19 protein-coding genes and 3 pseudogenes are annotated in these 24,040 nt (G+C 41.2%); 9 read left to right on the top strand and 13 right to left on the bottom strand.

The annotated features are described in order from the left end of the window. Positions 1 to 64: 64 nt before the first annotated feature. The 3 genes and pseudogenes from V7K79_RS29905 to V7K79_RS01920 all read right to left on the bottom strand — a co-directional run bounded on the left by V7K79_RS29905 (position 65) and on the right by V7K79_RS01920 (position 3,661). The gene (locus tag V7K79_RS29905; RefSeq protein ID WP_442938884.1) at positions 65 to 835 is read right to left on the bottom strand and encodes an FkbM family methyltransferase; all 771 of its coding nucleotides are present in this window, start codon (positions 833 to 835) and stop codon (positions 65 to 67) included. A gap of 105 nt (positions 836 to 940) precedes the next feature. After that, a pseudogene (locus tag V7K79_RS01925) lies at positions 941 to 3,169 on the bottom strand (FkbM family methyltransferase); the annotation flags it as partial. A 93-nt stretch (positions 3,170 to 3,262) separates the two neighbouring features. Then, entirely contained in the window at positions 3,263 to 3,661 is a 399-nt protein-coding gene (locus tag V7K79_RS01920) for a tetratricopeptide repeat protein (protein WP_335044194.1), read from the bottom strand. A gap of 889 nt (positions 3,662 to 4,550) precedes the next feature. On the opposite strand from V7K79_RS01920, the gene V7K79_RS01915 reads away from it, so the two are divergent. Next, positions 4,551 to 4,769, top strand: coding sequence for a DUF4327 family protein (locus V7K79_RS01915; protein ID WP_181930103.1), 219 nt, complete (start codon positions 4,551 to 4,553; stop codon positions 4,767 to 4,769). 80 nt (positions 4,770 to 4,849) lie between these two features. On the opposite strand, the gene V7K79_RS01910 is transcribed toward V7K79_RS01915, so the two are convergent. From V7K79_RS01910 to V7K79_RS01900, 3 genes are all read right to left on the bottom strand, one after another. Then, positions 4,850 to 6,136: a protein kinase domain-containing protein gene (locus tag V7K79_RS01910; RefSeq protein ID WP_335044192.1), complete on the bottom strand. Its 1,287-nt coding sequence runs from the start codon at positions 6,134 to 6,136 to the stop codon at positions 4,850 to 4,852. A 159-nt stretch (positions 6,137 to 6,295) separates the two neighbouring features. Next, complete coding sequence (locus V7K79_RS01905; protein ID WP_335044191.1) at positions 6,296 to 8,281, bottom strand: serine/threonine phosphatase; 1,986 nt, start codon at positions 8,279 to 8,281, stop codon at positions 6,296 to 6,298. Between the two features lie 303 nt (positions 8,282 to 8,584). Beyond that, positions 8,585 to 9,376, bottom strand: a complete 792-nt coding sequence (locus V7K79_RS01900) for a basic amino acid ABC transporter substrate-binding protein (RefSeq protein ID WP_335044190.1) — start codon at positions 9,374 to 9,376, stop codon at positions 8,585 to 8,587. Positions 9,377 to 9,510: 134 nt separating this feature from the next. On the opposite strand from V7K79_RS01900, the gene V7K79_RS01895 reads away from it, so the two are divergent. Then, positions 9,511 to 10,710, top strand: coding sequence for an aminotransferase-like domain-containing protein (locus V7K79_RS01895; protein WP_335044188.1), 1,200 nt, complete (start codon positions 9,511 to 9,513; stop codon positions 10,708 to 10,710). A gap of 250 nt (positions 10,711 to 10,960) precedes the next feature. On the opposite strand, the gene V7K79_RS01890 is transcribed toward V7K79_RS01895, so the two are convergent. From V7K79_RS01890 to V7K79_RS01880, 3 genes are all read right to left on the bottom strand, one after another. Beyond that, positions 10,961 to 11,584 (bottom strand): J domain-containing protein, encoded by a 624-nt coding sequence (locus tag V7K79_RS01890; RefSeq protein ID WP_335044186.1) that lies wholly within the window; start codon positions 11,582 to 11,584, stop codon positions 10,961 to 10,963. 219 nt (positions 11,585 to 11,803) lie between these two features. Continuing rightward, positions 11,804 to 12,415: an ATP-dependent Clp protease proteolytic subunit gene (locus V7K79_RS01885; protein WP_292867827.1), complete on the bottom strand. Its 612-nt coding sequence runs from the start codon at positions 12,413 to 12,415 to the stop codon at positions 11,804 to 11,806. Between the two features lie 128 nt (positions 12,416 to 12,543). Next, positions 12,544 to 13,206: an ATP-dependent Clp protease proteolytic subunit gene (locus V7K79_RS01880; RefSeq protein ID WP_322729366.1), complete on the bottom strand. Its 663-nt coding sequence runs from the start codon at positions 13,204 to 13,206 to the stop codon at positions 12,544 to 12,546. 238 nt (positions 13,207 to 13,444) lie between these two features. Between V7K79_RS01880 and V7K79_RS01875 the strand changes: the two genes are divergently transcribed. Both V7K79_RS01875 and V7K79_RS01870 read left to right on the top strand, forming a co-directional pair. After that, entirely contained in the window at positions 13,445 to 14,701 is a 1,257-nt protein-coding gene (locus V7K79_RS01875; RefSeq protein WP_335044183.1) for a vWA domain-containing protein, read from the top strand. Next, on the top strand, positions 14,698 to 15,978 hold the full coding sequence (locus V7K79_RS01870; protein ID WP_335044181.1) for a vWA domain-containing protein: 1,281 nt from the start codon (positions 14,698 to 14,700) through the stop codon (positions 15,976 to 15,978). Before V7K79_RS01875 ends, V7K79_RS01870 begins: the two co-directional genes overlap by 4 nt. A 1,196-nt stretch (positions 15,979 to 17,174) precedes the next feature. Here the strand turns inward: V7K79_RS01870 and V7K79_RS01865 are convergent. Then, positions 17,175 to 17,798 carry a chemotaxis protein CheB gene (locus tag V7K79_RS01865; RefSeq protein WP_335044179.1) on the bottom strand — a complete coding sequence of 208 codons (624 nt, stop codon included), beginning with the start codon at positions 17,796 to 17,798 and terminating at the stop codon, positions 17,175 to 17,177. 415 nt (positions 17,799 to 18,213) lie between these two features. On the opposite strand from V7K79_RS01865, the gene V7K79_RS01860 reads away from it, so the two are divergent. Then, a complete protein-coding gene (locus tag V7K79_RS01860) occupies positions 18,214 to 18,903 on the top strand; it encodes a Crp/Fnr family transcriptional regulator (RefSeq protein WP_335044177.1) in 690 nt (229 codons plus the stop codon). A gap of 95 nt (positions 18,904 to 18,998) precedes the next feature. On the opposite strand, the pseudogene V7K79_RS29900 reads toward V7K79_RS01860, so the two are convergent. After that, a pseudogene (locus V7K79_RS29900) lies at positions 18,999 to 19,067 on the bottom strand (hypothetical protein); the annotation flags it as partial. 93 nt (positions 19,068 to 19,160) lie between these two features. On the opposite strand from V7K79_RS29900, the gene gloA2 reads away from it, so the two are divergent. Continuing rightward, complete coding sequence (gene gloA2, locus V7K79_RS01855; protein WP_335044175.1) at positions 19,161 to 19,547, top strand: SMU1112c/YaeR family gloxylase I-like metalloprotein; 387 nt, start codon at positions 19,161 to 19,163, stop codon at positions 19,545 to 19,547. 473 nt (positions 19,548 to 20,020) lie between these two features. On the opposite strand, the pseudogene V7K79_RS29895 reads toward gloA2, so the two are convergent. After that, positions 20,021 to 20,107, bottom strand: a pseudogene (locus tag V7K79_RS29895) (toxin-antitoxin system HicB family antitoxin); the annotation flags it as partial. Between the two features lie 189 nt (positions 20,108 to 20,296). Between V7K79_RS29895 and bioU the strand changes: the two are divergent. Together bioU and V7K79_RS01840 are read left to right on the top strand one after the other, a co-directional pair. Next, complete coding sequence (gene bioU / locus V7K79_RS01845; RefSeq protein ID WP_335044172.1) at positions 20,297 to 21,316, top strand: (S)-8-amino-7-oxononanoate synthase BioU; 1,020 nt, start codon at positions 20,297 to 20,299, stop codon at positions 21,314 to 21,316. Between the two features lie 213 nt (positions 21,317 to 21,529). After that, positions 21,530 to 22,465, top strand: coding sequence for an alpha/beta fold hydrolase (locus V7K79_RS01840; protein ID WP_335044171.1), 936 nt, complete (start codon positions 21,530 to 21,532; stop codon positions 22,463 to 22,465). Between the two features lie 54 nt (positions 22,466 to 22,519). On the opposite strand, the gene V7K79_RS01835 is transcribed toward V7K79_RS01840, so the two are convergent. Next, positions 22,520 to 22,885 (bottom strand): phospholipid-binding protein, encoded by a 366-nt coding sequence (locus tag V7K79_RS01835; RefSeq protein WP_335044168.1) that lies wholly within the window; start codon positions 22,883 to 22,885, stop codon positions 22,520 to 22,522. Positions 22,886 to 23,156: 271 nt separating this feature from the next. On the opposite strand from V7K79_RS01835, the gene ilvN reads away from it, so the two are divergent. Continuing rightward, positions 23,157 to 23,675, top strand: coding sequence for an acetolactate synthase small subunit (gene ilvN, locus V7K79_RS01830; protein ID WP_335044165.1), 519 nt, complete (start codon positions 23,157 to 23,159; stop codon positions 23,673 to 23,675). Positions 23,676 to 24,040 lie beyond the last annotated feature (365 nt).

Here is a 24,040-nt window from a genome sequence, read left to right as displayed (position 1 = left end):
TGCTTTATAGTATCGGGATAAATTAAGACACTATCTTCTTGCGTTTTAAAACAAGAGTTAGCAATTATGGGTATACATTTGAACTTATAATAAAATCATTATACTCAGATGCAATTTGTGGAATAAGATGACTATATGTTTCTGGAAAAGCAACTATATCTATATAATAAAAGGTATTATTTTCATTATAAATATTGTTAAATAGATACTTATTAATTTGCTCTAAGTATTGAGGAGAACATCCGTAAAACAACGGATTACCAAAATTATCTATAACGATATATTTTGTATAATTAATATTTGCTAATTTATTAAGTAAATCTTTCGCAAGCTCTATGTCTTTTAGGGATGAAATCTCATTTTCCCAATAAAGTATTGGTCTATCTTCTTTGATTATGCTCAGAGAAGAAAGTAGAATTTCAAAGTCAAATCCATCAGTATCAGTTTTTATGAGTATACACTTGCCAAAATTGGAATTTTTAATAATTGATTCTAATGAATCTGATTTCACAATTTTAGTTTTACTTTCTACTGCTCTTGCTGTGCCGCTATTTTTTACTAGTTCTACATTTTTAAAATTGTTTCCCGAAACAAAAGAATTTACAAGAATAATTCTTTGGTTATATTCTGAAAGATTACGTTCCATAATACCAAAGAATTCATCATCTGCTTCTATACATATAATTGGATTTAAGCAATATTGCAGCAGCAGAGCTGTTGTATCACCAACGTTTGCTCCAATATCAACTACAAAATCTTGATTGTTTGGTAAATATTTAGCTATAACACCTATAAATTTATCATAAAGTCTAAACCTCTTCTGATAATGTGGCAAAGCATGATCGTAGGGAAGACTTATAGAAATTTCTTTAATATAGTAAATAATAAAATTTTCCGATAGTTGGTATTTAAGTTGTTTTTCTTGCTTCAATAAAACATCTAGCTGATTGCTTAAGTTATCGATTTGGCAAAAAGGTACTTTAGTTGCTGCCACTTGTGCTAAAGCTTGTTGATCCTCATGTTCTAAAAGAATTCTGGCATTGATACGAGGTAGCAAAGCTTGCCACTGAATATCAGCCAAGTTTTCCACTAGAGAAATTTCTAATCTTTCGGTAACATCTAAATCTTCCTGTAGCAAAAGATTCATAACCACACTAGATAAAAACAGTTCAGCATCTTCACCAGCAATGTTACCAGTATCGATAAGTAGGGTAGTTTTTTCACTATTAGAATGAGTGGCGATCGCCTTCATCACTCGTTGCAATTCTAAACCGATTAACTCTTCTGGCTGTAACCAGTCTGGGAAAATAATTAAATTAATCTCATTGAGGTTTAAAGAGAGGAGAGTAGTATTAATCAAGGCAGAACTTATGGTTTGCGCCATTTTTGTCCATGAGAACTTTTTTGCCTGTGCCAAACCCGCAGTAATTAAAGAGTAACGAATACTAGGCTTTTGTACCTCACAGAGCGCATTTACCAGCGCATTTACATCATCATCTTGAACATAAATAGCTGCATCTCTTGCTACTTCTGTAATTGAAGAATTAGCACAGGTAATAACAGGACAGCCACAAGCCATTGCTTCTAATACAGGCATTCCAAAACCTTCATATTTAGAAGGATAAACTAACGCCACAGCACCCGAATAAGCTAAGGCTAATTCTTCATCATTAAGTTGGAGAAGATGTATAGTACTACCTAATGTATATGTTCTTAACTCTGGCGCTAACACTCCACCGCTTCCTGTACAAATAATATCAAATGCATAGCTAATGACAAGTTGATAAAAAGCTTGGAAGAATAAAATACCATTCTTGTAACCAGTTCCCGCACCAACCAACAGGAAGTACGGTTTATCAATGCCATATTTATATTTAAAACTTTTAATGTCATCTACAGAAGCTGGAGAGAACAGAGAATCTACTCCACAATGAGCCACCGTAATTGATTCTAAGGGTATCTTAGGGAAACATTTACTTAAGTCTTTAGCTGTATTTTCAGAAATGGCGATAAAAGTGGAGGCGTGTTTGATACCATTGTGTTTTTCACGCCACATAGGTTCATTTAAATTTCCTCCTAATACTTCAGGAATCATGTCATAAGCCATAAAAACGGAAGCGGTTTCAATGGGGGTGGTGTAGTAGGAAGATATAAATAATTCTGCTTCTTCTTCATCACAGATTTGTTGAAGCATCTGTTTATCAGCTTCGGTATTGTTATAGTCGTAGGCGGGAGTTGTGCGATAACGAATACCATTAATTTTGGGTGCAGTATTGGCTCTATCTAAAACTATGATATGATTAGCAAAATCACTATTTGACCATTGTTCTAGCAGACTTCGCCAAACTCTAGCAATTCCTGTTTTATAGAGTTGGAAAAAGATACCATCAATTAAAATATTAGGAGGGGATAAAGTTTTTACTTTTTCTTTAGATAACTCGTATATTTTTATATTTTTATCGATAAATCTATAGTTTAGATAATTATCTAAAATATTAACAGGAAAAGAAAAGTGTTTTGCTAAATCGCCTGACTCTTCAGATATATAATAATCATTAATTCCATCAAAGAAAACTTGTTGATAACCTTTTTCCCTTAAAAAAATAGGAATATTATTTTTACAGCGAATGTTCGTATTTGGTAAAGTAGTTTCTATTACTAATATTGTTGGTCTAAATATCTCCCAATTGCCACCTAAAATAACTTCCTCTTCTACTCCTTCAACATCAATTTTAAGAAAATCAATGTTTTGATCGACATATTTTTTGCAGACTTCCGCTAAAGTCTTGACATAAACAGTATATCGAGAAAGTTCTAAACCTTTCTCTTGGGCAATTTTATCAGCTATTTCTTTATTTAAAGTAGAGTTTCCGGGTTGTCCTACTACTTGAAAAAAATCTAGGTTTCCTTCTGAATTACTTATGGCAATATTCAGGTTAATATCTCTTGGGCGTTCTTTCTGGAATATATTATAGTATTCTTTTATTGGTTCTATATTTATTCCTGACCATCCCAAATCATAAAAAGCTTTGGTTACTGAGTCAACAGTTGGATGTAATGCTCCTACATCAATATAAAATCCTTTTGTTTTATGTCTAAATACTCTGTTGAGCAAAACATCTTCAAAATTCTGGGCATATGAAATAAATGTCATTTTTACTAACTTCGCTTCTATAAGTGTTAATAATTTAATTGAGTGAGGATAATTTTGGCTAGCTTGTCTAATTAAACAATACCAATCAAGTTTTTTTGGGCTATTCGTTTAACGATCGTCATTACCTTCTTGTTTCTTAATCTGCTCTAATACAACTTTGTAATCTTGCCGCTCGGGATGTAACTTCACCAGCTTCTCCAAAGGCTCCATCGCACCCTTTCTATCCTTCAATTGCAACCGCAGCACAAACAGTTTTTCTAAAGCAAGTTGGTTTTCTGGTTCCCGTTGTAAAACCAACTCGTAGCCCTGCGCCTGTTGCTGTAATCCTGACTCAGGAGATGCAGACGCAGTTGCTGGCTTAGGTTGAACAGCCTGTTGGATTGCTGGAATAACTGCAAATGCCGTAGAACCAAAAAACGAGAACATCGACACTATCGTGACAATCTTTTGTCGTCGCTGAATCTGCTTTTTGCGGGTAACTAGGTATTCTTCATCTAAACCAGCCATACCTCACATACTTGCTGCGGTAAATACTTAGGTATCAGCAAGCCTCCGTTCTGAGGATACCCATCTGCTCAACAGAAACTAACATCTTCGCTAAAAATTTTTTACACAAACTTTAAATGCTGACTCTGAAGACAAGAGAACTTGATGCTAAACCCATGCTGTACCAACAATTTTGCTATGCGATCGCTCCTATACGTCAAAGCAAAACCTACCCTGTACCATAACAGGCCTTATTCTTTGAGCCAAATATTAAAATTATATAAAGATTTGCAATTAATTTGCCTAATGCCAGATGTTTGCGATATTCTAAACAACATTTAAATCAACACAAAGAGTAAACATTTCTACTCAATTGCAAATTTCCCTGTCAGTCAAAAACTTTCAAGCTAGCTCATATCCTATAGCTTCTTCAACAAGCAAGCATATTTTCCCTAATTGAAACAAACAGAATTTTCGCAGTAGTCCTAAGTCACACTACTTAGGAAACTTCCCTGAGGACTAATTATTCTGCTCGGCGTCCACAATAGATATCTTACGAAAGATAGTGTTGTATTCTTGCAGAAAAAAGGTAAAGGTAAAGAGAAAAAACAAAAGGGGCAAAGATTAAAGGAAAAAGGGTAAACATAAAAATCTCTTACCCCTTCTCCTAAAACTTTTATCTGGCTTTTGCAAAAAGTTTAAGGACTGCTTGGTAAAATTCAGGTTTTCTGGTGGTAATTACCGTACAAAACCGAATTTGTCAGTAACTTAGTAGAGTTTGTTATGGTATAGTTAGAAAGTTAAGACTAGCTTTAGCAAATTACACCACTCTACGGGCCGGCAACAATTGCAGAATGGAAAGCAGTTTTAATTAAGTATTTACCCACAAAATCAGAATTCAATCGAGGTTATGACTCAGAAAGTGATTCACCCAATGGTGAAATTGCAGCGCAACGTGCAATCACTCATAGAATCGAATATTATCAAGCCAAGCGATAGCATCTGGAAAATCGCTTTGCTTTATGGTAATGAATGGCAGCACTGGAAACAAGAACTGCTTGACTTTGGCTTTAGTATGCAAGACCCAGTTAGTGAATTACTAGCTGTAGAAACTTGGGATGAAGAGTAGAGAATAGGGAATAGGGGATAGGAATTTTTAATATTCACCACTCCCTAGACGCGATTAATCGCGTCTCTACTGCCCACTCTCTAAACTTTACAGGCAGCTAAAGCCGCAGCCAATTCTTTTGCGTTTTGATAGCGATCGCGTGGTAATGGTTCTGTAACGCGATCGATTACATCTCTTAATTGGGAACTAATGGTGGGGACTTTTGCCACATCAAACCTGAAGTTTCGCCCTCGTTGGCGGTAATACTTGAAAGGGTTTTCGCCTGTGAGCAAAAAAATCAGCGTTGGCCCAATTGCATACAAATCAGATTGAGTCAAAGGTTGTCCTCGTTCTTGTTCAGGAGCGCAGTAACCTTCTGCACCAATTCGAGTACCAGGCGCTGTGCCAATTTCCTTAACTGCGCCAAAATCTAGCACCACTATATGATTTCCTGAACTTCGCACCATTAAATTGGCGGGTTTAATATCACGGTGAATCAGTGGTGGCTCTTGGCTATGAAGATAGTCTAAGATATCGCAGGTTTGGATCATCCAAGTGATCGCTTGGTTTGGTGTCACTGGGCCAGTAGTATAGACACGTTTCTCTAAATCTTGTCCGTGGATTAATTCCATTGCCAAATATTTTTTTCCGCCTTCTACAAAGAAGTCATAATACTTGGGAATTCCAGGATAGTTAAGGGATTTGAGAGTGTGCGCCTCTCGCTCAAATAACTCTTGAGCTTTGACAATTTTCAGCATATCAGCATTCATCTGCTTCAACACCAGCAGTTGTGGCATACCCGCAATTACACCAATCTCATCCCAAGCGAGATAGGTAGTACCCATACCTCCTTGTCCGAGAGTTCGCAACACCTGATAATGGCAAATTTTTTGTTGGACTGAGAGAGGTTGACCGCAGTGGATACAAAACAGATTTTTTGGGGAGTTGCCTTCGTGCGTGCAAGTGGAGGATGAATTTGCTAGATTTTTGGCTGAGTAAAGTGTCTCGGCGGCGTTTTCTTCTTTCCCTTGTATTTGTTGCTGCGATCGCAAATCAGTTTCTAGTTGTGTTACCTTCTGAATTTGGAATTGTAGTATTGGGCCTCCCTGTGCCAATTGCAAAAGGGAATTATCTGGTAACGGACTTTGAAGTACAAGGATACCGTTGAGAAAAGTCCCATTTGTACCCTGACTAATTAGTTGCCAAGCATCGCCACTGCTAGCCTCACCGACTTTTCTCAGTTCTAGATGATGCCGCGAAACTAAACTATCATTTAAAACAACGTGATTATCTACCGCTCGACCAATCCGAATTATGGAGGAGTTCTCAAAGCACCACTGCTGAAGGGGAGTTTTCTGTTGCGGTTCTAACAGGGTCAGACTAACCACAATACAACCTATAAGGTAAATGGATTAGGGATTGGGGATTGGGTATTGGGTATTGGGTATTGAAGATTGAGTATTGGGGATTAGAGAGTAGAAAAATTATTCTACAGTCCCCAGTTCCCAGTTCCCAGTCCCCAATACCCAGTCCCCAGTCCCTTAATTTCAACTTTCCAGATTTGGGCGTACTTTTGCCCGAACAAGTATACCAGTAATATTGTCGTGACCATTGTGTTGATTTGCCAAATCAATTAATTCTGTAACGCCCCGTTCTAAGTTAACGCCAGAACTAAGTAAGGGTTCTAAGTGAGTCTGCCAATGGGTTTCTAGTAAATCATTATCTGATAGACCATCCGATGCCAATAGCAGCAGAGTATCTTCATTGATGTCGAAAAAGCTTACGTCGGGATTAATCGAGTTTTCATCACGAGGCCCCAAGGCTTGGGTAAGTTGGTAGGCATCTGGACGGGCGTAAGCTATGCTTGCTTCCACTCCTCGGTTAATTTCCCGTTGCCCAACTTCGTGATCTACTGTGACTTGTTTTAGTCCCTGCTTGCGCGTTAGGCTATAGAGACGGCTATCTCCCACATGAGCGACTGCTGCTTGAGTATCTTGAATTAAAAGCATTACTAAAGTTGTACCCATACGCCCAACTCCAGAACGGGCATCTTGTTGATTGAGCTTGTAAATTGCCTCATTAGCTAAATACACTGCCTCACGAATGCTATCTTCTGTTGGCAGCTGGTTGGCAATCCAGTGTTCTTGAAAGTATTGCCGTAGGGTGTTGACTGCTAACTCACTGGCTATCTCACCGCCAGCGTGTCCACCCATACCATCACAAAGAATATACAAACCATGCCCTTCTAAGACTCGACTTTTGGGGAACTCCAGTTTATGAATTTTGGTTTCAATACCAAAGTTGTCTTCGTTATGATGACGTTGACGCCCTACATCTGTGCATCCTGCATCTTCTAAGCTACTTAACTGCATCGCCAGCACAACAGTTGGCATATCATCAGTTTTGCTAATGATATCTTCCTCTTCATCTGATTGCGGGATAGTGGACACAGCAGTATTTTTCTCCTTTATTGAAGGCAAAGTTGCGCTTCCTATTGCTTCTAGTTCAACAGAGATTTCCTCCAAACGCGATCGCAATTGTGCGATCGTCTGAATTTTACCTAGCTCTAAATCCCCCAACATCTGGACTACGGAGCCAAATTGAGTCCGTTGCGACTGTCTAAATAGTGCTTGCCAAACTCGTCCCAAAGCTTGAATAGTTAACGGCTCCTCTGGAATGTCAGATGCTTGGCTTTGGACATCTTCTGACGACTTTGTGGCAAGCTGAGAATTCGATGATTCCACATACAACCTTTGTAGTGCCAACGTTTGGTCTTCATCCAATCGCAAATTTGACAAATCTAAAAGGCTTTGACGACAATTTACTTGTTCCAATACTGCCCAAAGTTGGGTCATTTCATAACACCAGTGTAAAATTTTTAATGAACTGGTTGTTTCTTCTTGCCATAGGTCGAGTAAATACTGCCAATCTGAGCGGTTCTCGATTATTAATACCTGTATATCACCTTGCTGCCATGCGTCGTGAATTGGTGGTATCCCCCGCTCACCTTCGGATTGTAAAGCAATATAAAGTTTAGCAAGGCGAGGAATCTCACTCGCTTCTACTGATGGCGTCAGCAAATCTGATTCCTGATTTGCTAGTATTGCCTCAATGGGTGATATTTGATACGGCTGGCAGTCTAGAACTGTGGCGGATACATCAGTAATAATGCCAGTTCCCGTTTGGGCAGGTAGCGGATATAACACTTGATAGCGCTCTTGCGAGTCTAAATAGGAACCTAATGTAATTTCAGAACTAGGGGATGTAGGAGATGAGGAGGATATTGCTTGCTCATCTTTCTCACCTCCCACATCTCCTTCTATTCCCAAAGCTTCCCCAGTCGTTTCTTTAGCAATAATTGCCCAAAACACTGTTCCACATTCCGTGTCACAATTATGACAACGTAATGCATTCACAGGTACATCATCAGTACTACATTCAGGACAGACCTTGTGAGTCAGGGACGTGCCACAGTTTTGACAGAATTTGTTGCTATTGGGGTTTTCAAATTTACACTGAGGGCAAATCAGCATAGTGGAAGTTCCTTTATTCCCGTTCGTTCCAAGGTGCTTCTAGCCACTAAGATCCAAGGTGCCACAATTTGGCTGTCCCTGACTACAGTAGATTGTAGTTGATCAATGAATTTTGGTGGCAGTATTAATTGTGACGCATATTAGATAAATATTTCATATATTGGCAGATAATTCCTTATAAATGGGGAATGGGGAATGGGGAAAATAAGGGAGCAGGGGGCAGGGGACAAGAGGGAGAATAAAAAATTACCTCTTTCTCCTCTGCTCCCTGCCCCTCTGCCTTTTGTGCCCAATGCCCAATCTTCAAGAGTCTGGCAATTGTGGAGGTTCAGCGTCAAACCATTTTTGATAAATTTGCTTGTAATTGCCATTGGATAACAAAGTCGCTATACCTTTGTTGATTGCATCCAAATGGGGAGAATTCTTAGGCATAGCAATCCCGTAATATTCTTTAGTGAGTAAATCTGCAACAACTTTGATGTCTTTGAGTTTGCCATTTTTAATCGCATACAAAGTCGCGAAAGCATCGCTAATCACAGCATCAACGTTGCCATTGAGTAAGTCTTGGAAAAACTCTGGGCCAGAATTAAAAGTACTAATTTTGGCGTTGGGGATGGTTTTGGCAAAATCGGCCCCAGTAGAACCAATTTGCACAGCAATTTTTTTACCTTTGAGACTATTGAAGTCTTTAATATTTTGATTGTTTTCGCGGACAGCGATCGCTAGTCCGGCTTTAAAATAAGGTCGTGAAAAAGCAATTGTTTTCAGGCGTTCTGCGGTAATTGTGATTCCACTAATTGCTGCATCAACTCTTTTAGCTTGCAAAGTCGAGATCATGCCATCAAAGGGCAGACTTTCAAACTGGACTGCAAAACCTGCTACTTTAGCAATCGCATTCATCAAATCAATATCAAAGCCTTTCAAGTTCCCGCTAGCTGTTTGAAATTCAAAAGGGACAAAGGTGGGGTCTGTGGCCACCTTGAGAGGTTTAGCGTCTGGATTAGTAATGGGATATAAACTCTGACACGCAATAATCAGTAGTAGGCAGCCTAAGCTTAAAATTAACTGCTGCCACTTGAAGTTAATTAATTTCACTATAGTAATTTTGCTCTAGTAACCAATATTTACGATACTTGTGATGATGTTATAAGAAAGAATACATACGTATGACTTTTCGCTAATTGCCTTTTTGTGTGTTCTAAATTCTGATTCTCAATTTTGAATTGCTTATGGCTCCTACAACTTCTGCTTACCAAATTGCTGATTTGTTCGCCGAAAGAGCTAGAAAGCTAGCACCACCAACTTACGGGACTGAGTTAACCAAAATCATCACCGTCAGCTTTGCCTATGGTCTAGCTGACCCAATTCTCTTTCCCCACAAGGACTTGGCTGCTGCAACTGCTGCTGTACTAACAGAAGAGGCTCCGATCGCTCTCAATTACGGGCCACCTTCAGCCCAACTTTATGAACAAATAATCCTCCGCTTGCAAGCTCAAGGAATCCCTGCCGATCGCGATCGCCTGATCGTTGGCTATGGTTCTGGTCAGATTTTGGGTTTGCTACCTGATGTGTTTGTTGAACCTGGTGATATCGTAATTGTGGAAGGGCCAACCTTTTTGGGAGTAGTTAATAGATTTGTCCAGGCTGGCGCACACCTAATTACCATTCCTGTAGACGAATTGGGAATGGATGTGGATGCGTTAGAAGAAACTTTGAGCGATTTGAAGAAACGGGACATTCGACCCCGGTTTATTTACACAATTCCTACTTTTCATAATCCCACAGGCGTTACTATGCCGTTATCTCGCCGCCAAAAACTGGTAGCGTTAGCGGCTGAATATGGCGTGTTGGTGGTGGAAGACGATGCTTATAGTGATTTGCGTTTCCAAGGCGAAGCTGTGCCATCCTTGGCAAGCCTTGATCAGGAGGGGTGGGTGTTATACGTGAATACTTTCTCGAAAATCATTGCGCCTGGTATCAGACTAGGCTTTGCTTGTGGCAATCCAGCAATTATTGAGCGGTTGGCAATGTTCAAAAGTGAAGGGCCTGTGGGGCCATTTGTCAGCCATGTGGTCGCCCGCTACTGTGCTACAGGCAAACTAGATTATCATATTCAGGAGCTAATCGCTTGGTACAAGCATAAATGTAATTTGTTGTTAGAAGCGATCGCTCAAGAGTTTCCCAGTGATGTAGTTGCTTTGCGACCAGGTGGTGGCTTTTTCGTTTGGTGTAAATTGCCCCCAGACATCAGTGCCAAAGCACTCCTAACTGCTGCCAATGAACAGGGCATCAGCTTTCTACCAGGAACTCGCTGCTACGTTAATGGACAGGGAGATGATGCCATCAGGTTAGCTTTTAGCTTTCAACCAACTAAGAAGATTGTCGAGGGAATCGCTACCTTGGGAGAAGTGCTGAAAAAATGGCGGTAATTCGTAATTCGTAATTCGTACCTCGTTCCCAGTCTTCGACTGGGAATGCCTTTTGGAAGGCTCCAACCTTTCGTTGAAGTACCATAACCGCAACAAAAAGCATTTCCTTGTTATACCAATTCTATAAAATGAGGCAACACATTCAAACTCCCAAACCCAGATATAGTCTAGCTTTCTTAATTACGAATTATGAATTACGAATTACGAATTGGTATTAGACCTAGAAACGAAATTTAAAATTTTGTAAACTTTAAAAAATTTGCTCCAAGCGCTGGAAATCGCGCTGGACTTCATACCAGAGACTTTTATTATGTGGGTCTGTTTTCAGGGCTTTTTTGAGATAAATTCTGGCTTTGAGTAGTTGTTTTTCGGAGATTAGTGCCCGTCCCCAAATTTGATAGGCGATCGCTAGCCATTGACGGACTTCTGGATCTGTTGACAAACGAGCTGCTAAAGCTTCTGCTAGGGCGATCGCTTGCGGAAATCGTTTTTCTTGCAAAAATCGCTGTAATTGCTCATAAGTCTTCCACTTCAGCCGTTCTTCTATTTCCAACAGATTCGGCGGCTTTGATTTCCCTGATTCTTGGCTTGTCACCGTTGTTACTGGTGTTTTCTGCCGTTGCGTTGCTTTGGCGTCGTCACGTCCAGACGTTGGCACTTGACTTGAATGTGCGCCAACTTCCTCTGGTAATACTACCGTCAGCAAAAGTTTGTAAGCCTCTGTTAAGGCAATAAACTTATCTTTGGCTTTGTTGTCATCTGGGTTGATATCGGGATGATATTGCTGCGCCAGTCGTCGGTAAGACGCTTTGATATCAGCAAAAGAAGCTCCCGATCTTAAACCTAGTAAACGGTAGCAATCTCCAAGATCCATCTTGAGCTATCAGCTATCAAATATTTAGCTATTGGCTATTATCTGTCAATATCAGCTTCAAGCCCGGACTATTAATGATAAAGGCTAATTTTCTATTTTAAAGTTCAATGTTGACAGTTTGTTTATAAAAGGGCATTGGGCACAAGAGGCAGGGTTGCACAGGGGCAGAGGAGAAAAACTTACTGCAACTTCTCCCCTGCTCCCCTGCTCCCTGCCTTCCTACTCCCCAGTTACTATGGAGGTTCGGTCTTCAATCACACGGTCAATTAAACCGTATTGTTTTGCCTCTTCGGCAGACATGAAAAAGTCACGATCCATATCTTTTTCAATCTTTTCTATGGTCTGACCTGTTTTATCGGCATAAATGCCATTGAGCTGGTGACGAATCCGTAGAATCTCTCTAGCTTCAATTTCGATATCGGTTGCTTGTCCACGGGTTCCACCTGAAGGCTGGTGAATCATAATCCGTGAATGAGGCAATGCTAACCGTTTGCCTTTGGTGCCTGCTGCTAGTAGGAAAGACCCCATTGAAGCAGCTAAACCCACGCAAATAGTCACTACATCTGATTTTATATGTTGCATGGTGTCAAAAATAGCCATGCCAGATGTAACCATCCCGCCGGGGGAATTGATGTATAAATAAATATCTTTACCTGGATCGTCTGAGTCCAAATACAGCATTACAGCGATAATCTGATTGGCAATTTCATCATCAATATCTCGCCCCAAGAAAATAATCCGTTCCCGGTAAAGGCGATCGTAGATGCTAATCCAATCTGTATATTGTCCACCGGGCATCCGGTAAGGAACTTTCGGAACACCTATAGGCATAATTTACTCCGTTTTTAATAATTTGCGGATAGTAGGATAGTTAGGAATAACTCATAACTCCTAACTTAATAACTCAGCACTCAGCACGGGCTAAACGCCCCGCTTCCGCTAACAGCACTCAGCACTCACTAAAGGACACTGGCAGGGAGTGGAGGATTTGCGAGTTCTTCTTTCTCAAAAACTCGGTCAATAAGACCGTATTCCTTGGCTTCGTATGGTGTTAGATATAACAGCCTATCCATATCTTTAGTAATTTTTTCTGGGGGCTGTCCAGTGGTGTTATGTAAGATATCAACTAATGCCCCTTTATTTACCAAAACTTCCCTAGCGCGAATTTGAATATCCGTGGCTTGACCTTGGGCATAGCTCTTAGGCTGATGCAGGATAATCGAGGAGTGAGGTAAACTAGCGCGGCAACCTTTTGTACCAGCACTGAGAAGCATTGCTGACATACCCATCGCCGAACCGACGCAGATGGTATGGATCGGAGGCTTGATATATCTCATGGTGTCATAGATGGCGAAGGCTTCGGTCTCAAAGCCAATGGGTTCGCCACTGTAACCAGAAGTGCCGGTGGAATTGATATAGATTTTAATCGGTTTTTCGGGGTCGTCGGATTGCAAAAACAGCAATTCGGCTACGATTAATTCCGTGACAGCAGGTACCAGTGGCATCCCAATATAGACAATTCGCTCCTTCAATAAGAGGGAAGGTAAATCTGGCGGTGGTGTCCGGTAAAAGTTATCGCCGTAATATGGGGCTTGAACAGCCTTAATTGGGGAAATGTCCATAGCAACTGATCGCCTGAAACTATGCCGTTAACTGTAATACATCCTAGCGCGATGCACGCTTCCCTCAAGGTGCGGATTTCTCCCTAATGCTGAAGGCGGCTTCGCATCTGCCAATACTTGGCTTCTAAGATATTCTGATTATATTAGTGTATTGATGTTGGATAAGTTTTCCGTAGAGCTAAAGTAGTGCTTTAAAGTTGTTTATTAATATGTATATCCTGATTAGGGACTTGAAGTTATGAAGGTTAATTTGCAACCTGCCTTGAATGATGGTAATTTGGACGCAAATCAACTGAACAGTCAACGTCAGTTGGGAATTTCGATTTCGGCGAAGGCAGAAAATCAAGACCGTCATGTGCCCCTGAATTTATGCTTAATTCTCGATCATAGTGGTTCGATGAATGGGCGATCGCTAGAAACAGTGAAAAAAGCAGCGAATCGTCTGGTAGATAGGCTCAACCCTGGCGATCGCCTCAGTGTGGTAGTTTTCGATCACCGTGCCAAAGTCTTAGTACCCAGTCAAAGTATCGAAAATCCAGAGAAAATTAAACAGCAAATCAATCGCCTAGCTGCCGATGGTGGAACTGCGATTGATGAAGGACTGCGGTTGGGGATTGAGGAGTTGGCCAAGGGGAAAAAAGATACTGTTTCCCAAGCTTTTTTGTTAACCGACGGGGAAAATGAACACGGTGATAACAATCGCTGTTTAAAATTTGCTCAATTGGCTGCTAGCTATAATTTAACTTTAAATACTTTGGGATTTGGTGACAACTGGAACCAAGATGTTTTAGAAAAAATTGCCGATGCTGGTTTAGGTACTTTATCTTATATTCAAAAACCCGAACAGGCAGCCGAAGAGTTTAATCGCCTGTTCAGCCGCGTTCAAACGGTGGGATTGACTAATGCTTATCTTTTATTTTCTCTGATGCCCAATGTCCGGCTAGCAGAACTTAAACCCGTGGCCCAAGTTTCCCCAGACACAATTGAGTTACCACTGCAACAAGAAACTGATGGACGTTTCGCTGTACGGTTGGGAGATTTAATGAAAGATGCAGAACGGGTAATCTTAGCTAATATTTATTTGGGACAATTGCCAACAGGTGAACAAGCGATCGCTAATGTGCAAGTCCGCTACGACGATCCAGCCGCTAACAAAGTAGGTTTAGTTACACCAAGTATCCCAGTTTATGCCCATGTAGTCCAAAATTATCAAGCAGACCCGAATCCCCAGGTGCAGCATTCTATTTTGGCATTAGCTAAGTATCGCCAAACCCAGCTAGCCGAAACGAAATTGCAACAGGGCGATCGCAGTGGTGCAGCGACGATGTTACAAACGGCTGCGAAAACTGCTTTGCAAATGGGAGATACTGGTGCAGCAACGGTGTTGCAAACTTCTGCCACCCAGCTACAATCTGGTGGAGATTTATCTGAAAGCGATCGCAAGAAAACCAGAATTGTCTCTAAAACAGTTTTGCAAGATACTCCTCCCCAATGAAAGTTAAATTGCTCTCGGCGTTAAATGACAATAATGTTGATCTGGCTCTAACAAGTAGCCAACGTCAACTAGCAATAACGGTTTTTGCTATCGCTGGTGAGTCTGACCAAAATCTCCCCCTTAATCTCTGCTTGATTTTGGATAGAAGTGGTTCCATGCATGGACAACCAATTAAAACGGTGATTCAGGCGGTGGAAGGATTAATCGATCGGTTGAAAGCAAACGATCGCATCTCAGTTGTGGCTTTTTCCGGTTCTGCGGAAGTTATTATCCCCAACCAAGCGATTGAAGACCCCGAAAGCATCAAATCTCAAATTAAAAGCAAACTGACTGCTAGCGGTGGTACTGCGATCGCTGATGGTTTGGAATTGGGAATTACAGAACTAATGAAGGGTACAAGAGGCGCTGTTTCCCAGGCGTTTCTGCTGACGGATGGACATGGTGAAAGCAGTTTACGAATTTGGAAGTGGGATATTGGGCGAGATGATCACAAACGCTGTCTGAAACTGGCGCAAAAGGCCGCCAAGCTAAACCTAACTATCAACACTTTCGGATTTGGTAATAGCTGGAATCAAGATATGCTAGAAAACATTGCCGATGTCGGTGGTGGGACTTTAGCTTATATTGAACGTCCCGAACAAGCTGTGGAGCAATTTAGCCGACTATTTGGACGGATTCAATCGATTGGGCTAACTAATGCCTACTTGCTATTATCTCTAGTGTCCAATGTCAGACTAGCAGAATTGAAACCCATTGCTCAAGTTGCCCCAGACACAATTGAGTTACCAGTGGAAGCCGAAGCTGATGGTAGCTTTGCTGTGCGTTTGGGAGATTTGATGCAGGATGTAGAACGAGTAGTTTTGGCGAACATTTATCTGGGACAATTGCCAGAAGGTAAGCAAGCGATCGCTAATGTGCAAATCCGTTATGATGACCCGTTGGTTAACGAACAAGGTTTACTTTCGTCCCTAGTACCAGTGTATGCAGATGTAATGCGAGCATATCAACCAGATTCTAATCTCCAGGTACAACAATCTATTTTAACATTAGCGAAGTATCGGCAAACCCAGTTAGCCGAGGCGAAATTGCAACAAGGCGATCGCACTGGTGCAGCCACGATGTTACAAACGGCTGCTAAAACCGCTTTACAAATTGGAGATAAAGGGGCGGCGACAGTATTGCAAACTTCTGCCACCCGCTTGCAAGCTGGGGAAGAACTTTCCGAAGCAGACCTGAAGAAAACTAGGATTGTATCAAAGACGGTTTTACAGGAATAGTAAAAATTCAGCCTTACTAATTAACAGGATGAAAGTCTCGCGCTTTGATGCAAAGCCAGAAAAAATATTTTATTCCTCAATTGAGTAACAAAGTAGTTGCATATTCCTAACTTATTGATTAACAACCACACAAAAGTTTGACTTAGGGACATCCAAGAATTAAATTACTCAATTCCTGCATCCAACACCAGTATCCAATTTCTTCTCCCCCTGCCTCCCCTGCTCCCCCTACTCCCCCTGCAAACCCCAAGCGATTGATTATTTTTTTATTTGGAAGTCCCCAAATAGGAGATAAAGGGGCGGCGACAGTATTGTAAACTTCTGCCACTCGCCTGCAAGCTGGAGAAGAACTTTCAAAAGCAGACTTGAAGAAAACTAGGATTGTATCAAAAAACGTTTTACAGGAATAGCAAAAATTCAACGTTGCCGATTAACGATAACATTTAACCAACGAGCCAGCAGAGTTACCAGTCAGCCATTGAAAGATTCTTGCTGAATGAAGCGATGGCTACGCCGCAGGCATTGCAAGCTAATGGCTCAACGATATACCAAAATAAATACGGAAATTACTTAAATAAACAAGCAAACTGGGGTTTGAGAAAGTAAAAGCTCTTTTTACTTGCGGAAAACACCAAATTGAGAAAGCAAACTGGGGTTTGAGAAAGTAAAAGCTCTTTTTACTTGCGGAAAACACCAAATTGAGAAAGCAAACTGGAGTTTGAGAAAGTAAAAGCTGATTTTGCTTGCGGAAAATACCAAATTGAGAAAGCAAACTGGGGTTTGAGAAAGTAAAATGTCATTTTGAGTAAGCAATATGCCTTTTTACTTATTGAATATGAAGTTTTGAAAAAGCAATAAGCCTTTTTGCTGATTAAATATAAATTTAAGTTAAAGGTTGTTTGAAAAGAGTTTAGCTATAATTTTGGGCACTTTTAGATCCCCCGTAACCCACGCCAGTTGCTAAGAAAGCGGGAACGCTAAGAGCGAACAAGTCGGCAGAGCCGCGAGGGCGCACTGGCTCCCCTTGACAAGGCGGAAACCGGAATTAAAGTCTCCCTTTATAAGAGAGATTTAGAGGGGTCTAAAACTTTTGATACCGAGAAGAGGACTTTTCAAACATTTTATCAATGCACACTGACCGCTCTCAGGTCATCTGTTGGGTAATTGGGAACAATTTAATTAATTATAATTACCCTTTATGCTACTAATTCCGTCATTAACAGGCTGCACAAGTTCTTGGCAATCATCTGTGGAGTCAGAACAAAATCTACTTTACCGGTGTCAATAGCAGCTGAGGGCATATCGAAGTACTCCGAAGTAGTTTCATCTTGAGCAATTATCGTGCCGCCATACTTTTTCATTGCTATCACTCCTAAAGCACCATCTCTGCCCCACCCACTTAGGACAACAGCAATCCCCCGAATTCCGTAATTAAGAGCTACCGACATGAATAGTTTATCCACTGAGGGACGAACATAGTTCATCTTTGGCGACTCTAATAGAGACAGACTACCGTTAGCATCGACTACTAAGTGCCGATCTTGAAGATAAGTGTAAACTGTCCCTGGACGCATTATTTGCCCTGATTTTGCCTGCTCTACGGGCAACGCTGTGTAGTTTCCGAGGATATGTGCCATACGACTAGGGTAGAGAGGATTCATGTGCTGAACTACAATAATCGCCGCTGGGAAATCTACTGGTAAAGCGGATAAAATTTGGATGATTGGCTTTTGCCCGCCCGCAGAAGCTCCGATCGCCACTATATTGTAAGCAACATTAGGGAAGTGTGACAGAATTCGATGTGATTTTCGTAACCCCATTTTTTTATCCGCGAATATTTAGGGCTTAATAGCGATCGCCTAATTACTGTTAAAGCAGCTTCACAAGTCACACTGCTATGTTAGATAGCTAACATAAAATATTTACAAAAAATAAATCTTTTGTCAGAGGTTCTTAATTGCTACCGTTTATTTAATACAGATAAGACCAATTTGAAAAAAGAATGCGACAGATACATAGGGACATACCTTTGTTCTGCCTGGCTTTGTTAATGCGTGAATTTTGTTAGCCCAGCGTAAAGCCTTCTCTTCTCTTTCAGAGACGAAGACAGCGAACGAGAGGTTTGTCTGCGCTACGCTTTTAGCGTCTCGTAGAGAGCGTCATTTTGAATTTTGAATTGGTATAAGACTGGCTTAAATAGCCTTTTACTATCTGTGTTTCAAGCATTCTGCATTTGTGGAAAACCAACTTTTAGCTGCCCTATCCTCTGAGGAATACTCTCGTCTTGCTCCTTATATGGAGGTTGTCTCTCTAGACTTCAGGCGAGAACTTTATTTACCTAACCAACCAATTGAGCACGTGTATTTTGTTAACTATGGCGTAGCCTCTTTGCTCACAGTGATGATGGACGGTTCGGCAATCGAAGTGGCTACAGTGGGCAATGAAGGAATGGTGGGTCTTCCAGTATTCCTGGGAGCCGATAGAATTCCGGGCGAGTGTTTTATGCAAGTTGCTGGCACTGGCTTACGGATGAGAGTAGATGCATTTAAAACTCATGTCACCGCAGATAGTCAGTTGTACAATATACTACGACGATACACGCAAGCACTGTTTAATCAAATTGCCCAATCAACTGCGTGTAACCGCCTGCACTCAATAGAACAGCGAATGTGCCGTTGGCTGCTGATGACTGCCGATAGAGTAGATACAGACACTTTTTTACTGACTCAAGAATTTCTCAGCATAATGCTAGGTGTAAATCGCTCCACTGTTAGCCTCAATGCCTCTATTCTTCAGAGGGCGGGGCTAATTAACTATAGTCGCGGCCAAATAACTATCCTTGACCGCTTAGGTCTAGAAAATATCACCTGCGAGTGTTACCAAACCGTCAATGCGGAGTTTAAGCGTTTGCTTAACGGTAACTAAGTCGGCGTAAATATTTATCGTAGGATGAGGCAGGAGGTAAGAGGGTTTAAGTCTATTTAATTTTTTTTAATATAGTTTGATTTTTCCACATCGTTCTACTTAAATATTGCTCTACGTAAGTCAGCGTCTTTAAGGCTGGTGGCATCAAAGTTTCTATTTTCAAGATTAGCACTTTGCTAAAATCTTTGTCTTGCAAAAAATAGCCAAATTCTGCTAAAAGTGCTAAAGGTAAATGATTGGTAGCTTAAGAAGTACACATGAAAACCACTGGTATTCATCATGTAGCTATTATTTGTTCTGATTACGATCGCTCAAAAAATTTTTATGTAGAAGTTTTAGGCTTTTCGATTATTCAAGAGACTTTTCGCGTCGCCAGAAATTCTTATAAATTAGATTTAAAAGTTGCAGAAAATACACAAATCGAACTATTCTCTTTCCCAAACCCTCCAGAACGGCCTAGTAAACCAGAGTCTTGTGGTTTAAGACATCTTGCTTTTCAAGTTGATGATGTAGAAGAAACTGTTTTTTATTTAAAATCCAAAGGGTTAGAGGTAGAAAATATCAGAATTGATGAAATTACAGGTAAGAAATTTACTTTCTTTAAAGACCCAGATAATTTACCATTAGAAATTTATGAGCGTTAATATTAGAGGTTGTTTTAAAAGTATTTGGCTGTTATTTTAAGCACTTATTGATCCCCCCTAACCCCCCTTAAAAAGTGGGGAACCGGAATCAAAGTCCTCCTTTTTAAGGAGGATTTAGGAGGAGCTAGAACCTTTTGATACCGACAAGAGGACTTTTAAAACATCCTCTTAGTGCTGACAGGCAAAGTTGTCATCACTATAAATAATGAAGCGATATCTACGACGGGTTACGCCTACGGCGCAGCATAATTACAGTTTCTTGCTATATATTCATAACTATGCCTACACTTAACGAGGCAGAATGTTATCTAAGCGAAGAGAGATAAATCTTCAAATGTGAGGGTTTTTGGGGAGATATATGTCATGCAAGTCAATCTCCTGAAGAAAAGTTATTTTGATTCTAAGTCAAGATGGTTAGTTTGGGAGACACTTTAAGCGATCGCCTCCGTAAGTCTTTGTATTATTGCGTAACTCTATTCTGTGAGAACATCAAGTTTAGCCAGTATTCTTAAGCCTTCTTCTGGGTTGCCAGTTGCGACTGTTGCTTTAAATCTGGTATATTCCCAGTCAACAAACTCAAAAGCGATCGCCTAGAGATAAATATCTGCAATATCCAGCCAAAGAACCCAGGATAATGAATCATAATTAATCTCTATAGCTTTGAATTATCAGCCATCAGCCACCAGTTACCAGCCGGAAGCTGAGATGCTGAATACTCAAGGCTTTTGATTTAACTTAACGAATTGACTATGAATTCTGAAAAAATCAAAAATTCTCTAAATATTTCGCCAGTGATACGTGTGGGAGTACTGGGTTTCGGCGGACTCGGACAAGCAGCCGCCAAGGTAGTTGCTGGCAAACAAGAAATGATTTTAGTTGCAGCAGCAGACCAAAAAGGCTACGCTTACGCTGCTGACGGTTTAAATACTAAAGAATCCATTGCAACATATCAGTCCCAGGGTTCAGTTGGTTATTTAGAGCCAATTGGTACATTAACAAATCAAAGTATTCAGGATTTAATCGAAATAGCTGAAGTAGATGGGTATTTTTTGGCTTTACCTAACCTACCGAATGATTTTATTCCCAATGTAGCTAAGGAATTCATCAAATCTGGTTGGCGTGGGGTACTAGTAGATGCAATTAAACGCACCACTGCTGTAGAACAACTCCTAGCGATGAAAGAGGAATTACAAGCCGCCGGGATTACCTACATGACAGGATGTGGTGCTACCCCTGGACTATTAACAGCAGCAGCAGCTTTAGCCGCCCAAAGTTACGCCGAAATTCATCATGTTGAAATTACCTTTGGGGTGGGAATTGCTAACTGGGAAGCTTACCGCGCTACTGTTCGGGAGGACATCGGCCACATGCCTGGTTATACAGTGGAAACTGCCAGGGCAATGACTGACGCAGAAGTAGAAGCACTACTAGATAAAACAAATGGCGTGCTGACCTTGACAAATATGGAACACGCTGATGATGTGATGTTAGAAGTAGCGGGGATAGTAGGGCGCGATCGCGTTACAGTTGGTGGTGTAGTCGATACCCGCAATCCCAAAAAGCCACTCAGCACGAATGTTAAGGTAACAGGACGTACCTTTGAAGGAAAGATTTCCACCCATACATTTACTCTCGGAGATGAAACCAGCATGGCAGCCAATGTCTGCGGCCCTGCTTTCGGCTATCTCAAAGCTGGCAGACAATTACACCAACGCGGCATCTATGGAATATTCACTGCTGCCGAAATTATGCCCCAATTTGTTAGGTAAATAGGGAATGGGGACTGGGGACTGGGGACTGGGGACTGGGAATACCCAATACCTAATCCTCAATTCTTATAATACTGCCGAAATTATGCCTCAATTTGTTAGGTAAATAGGGAATGAGGAAAAGAGTTTTCCTCTCTGCACCCCGCCCAATCCCCAATCCCCAATCCCCAATTCTTATAATGGTATTTCAGCGCTGATAAATTGGAGGTAGATGTGACCACTACGGTACACTGGCAAGAACGGGTTGGTAATCAAAGAGATTGGATTTGGCGTGGCTGGCAAACCCGCTACACTTACATTCGCCCTAGCCAAAGTCACCCTAATACAACACCCCTAATTCTATTACATGGCTTTGGCGCTTCCATTGGTCATTGGCGACATAATTTAGAGGTATTAGGTGAGCATCACACAGTTTACGCCATAGATATGTTGGGTTTTGGCGCTTCTGAAAAAGCCGCAGCTAATTACAGCATCGAACTTTGGGTTGAGCAGGTTTACGATTTCTGGAAAACATTTATCCGTCAACCAGCAATATTAATAGGCAATTCCAACGGTTCACTGATTTCAATGGCCGCCGCCGCCGCCCATCCCGATATGGTGATGGGTATGGTGATGATGAGTTTACCAGATCCGTCATTAGAACAAGAAGCAATTCCTCCTGTGCTACGCCCACTGGTCACAGCAATTAAAAATATTGTCGCTTCGCCGTTGATACTTAAACCTGTATTTAACTTCGTGCGCCGTCCTGGGGTGCTGCGTCGCTGGGCACGTCTTGCCTACGCTAACCCAGAAGCGATTACCGATGAACTCATCGAAATTTTAGCAGAGCCTCCCCAAGACCGAGGTTCTGCGAGGGCATTTAGTGCTTTGTTCAAAGCAGCGATCGGAATTAATTTCAGTCCCAGTGTCAAGAAAGTATTACCAACCTTAACAATTCCCATGCTTTTAATTTGGGGACAAAAAGATCGGTTTGTTCCGCCAGCCTTAGCTAGTCAATTTGTCCAATATAACGAGAAGTTGGAACTGTTAAATCTGGAGAATGTAGGGCATTGTCCCCATGATGAATGTCCAGAACAAGTTAACCAAGCGATTTTAGATTGGATTAAAAGATGGGTTGGCGTAGGCGAAGCCCGCCGCAGGCTTCGCTAACCATTGGTTATTCCCTAAATATTATGCAATGGGTGCGATCCGCATCAGCAGTAACTACTCAATCGTAGCTTGGTCAGTGTCAACATTTGTAGCGCCATTTACAGAACTCGCTACAGAAACCATTTTGTTGAGAATTTCTTGACTGGGAACTTTACCTTTCAACACTACAGTGCTACCCGTCTGAGCAACCCAAAGGGTATTAACATCGTCGAGTTGGGGATCTTGATCAAATGCCAATGCTACCCGCTTTGCTAAACCACTTTGGTCATATTCTCCGCTTAATCCTATACGTTCTGGAGGTATCGATTGTGTAGCATTAGCGACCTCACTACTAGGAGCTTCCTGTATAGCCTGTGGAGCCGGATTTACTTCTGCATTTTGAGGTTTTTCCATTCCAAACAATCTTTGTAGCCAACCCATAAAAACTTGTCTCCGATTAGAGGCTTATCAAATTTGAGTATAAAAGGTTTGCAACAAATGCTGCATCTGTCAACAAAAAGATATACATTCAAAGAAATTTTTGCTTGCGATCGGATTTCTAAATAATTTCTCGATTGAGAATGCATTCTCGTGCAGCTCTTAAGTTTACAATAAGAGGCCGCACTGAAAATTTAGTGCGGTAGTAGGTCTAGCGTTGCCCTTTGCTAGTGTCTGCTCCCCTCAATTCCTGCTCTAGCCTCTGTTGGCGAAGATGAAACATACCCTTTCAGTTCTCGTAGAAGATGAGGCGGGTGTTCTTTCCCGCATTTCTAGTTTATTTGCGCGTCGCGGCTTTAATATTGAAAGCCTTGCTGTTGGCCCTGCTGAACAAGGAGGAGTCTCCCGAATTACAATGGTTGTCCCTGGTGATGATCGCATTATCGAGCAACTGACTAAGCAACTATACAAGTTAGTCAATGTCTTGAAAGTCCAAGACATTACCGAAATCCCTTGTGTAGAACGGGAATTGATGCTTTTGAAAGTGAATGCTAGTAGCAGCAATCGCTCAGAAGTAATCGAATTGTCTCAGATTTTCCGGGCGCGAGTCGTGGATGTGGCGGAAGATTCTCTCACCTTAGAAGTTGTGGGAGATCCAGGTAAAATGGTAGCGATCGTGCAAGTATTACAAAAATTTGGTTTGAAAGAAATCGCCCGTACTGGCAAAATTGCCCTTACTCGTGAATCGGGTGTGAATACCGAGTTACTCAAATCTTTGGAAGCAAAGGTTTAGTTGGGAATTTAAATCAAGACTCAGAAATACTCAACCGCAGCACCGCCTATATATTGTACAAACTCCGTATAAACCGTCATTACTCATTAGTCAAAAGTCATTAGTGTTTATAAGGACTAATGACTTTTGACAAAGGACAACCCTCATTAGTTGATGTGCAATTTTCTTTGCATAACATCTTATGGCAGACTTAGTTGGTGAATATTGCTCATGATTTACTGGCTATCTTTTTAAATAGCTTACTTTTCAACTTGAGCGATCGCTGCATCAGTTAAGCTGTTAGGCAGCTAGATTGTATAATAAGAGATTAAATAATTAATTTAGTATCAGCCACTTATGCCAGCCAAAAATCACCTTTCTGAAGA

The sequence above is a fragment of the Nostoc sp. genome (assembly GCF_036917575.1).
Taxonomy (GTDB): domain Bacteria; phylum Cyanobacteriota; class Cyanobacteriia; order Cyanobacteriales; family Nostocaceae; genus Nostoc.
Note: the sequence above shows the minus strand (reverse complement) of the source record. Positions and strands in the feature narration are given on the sequence as shown.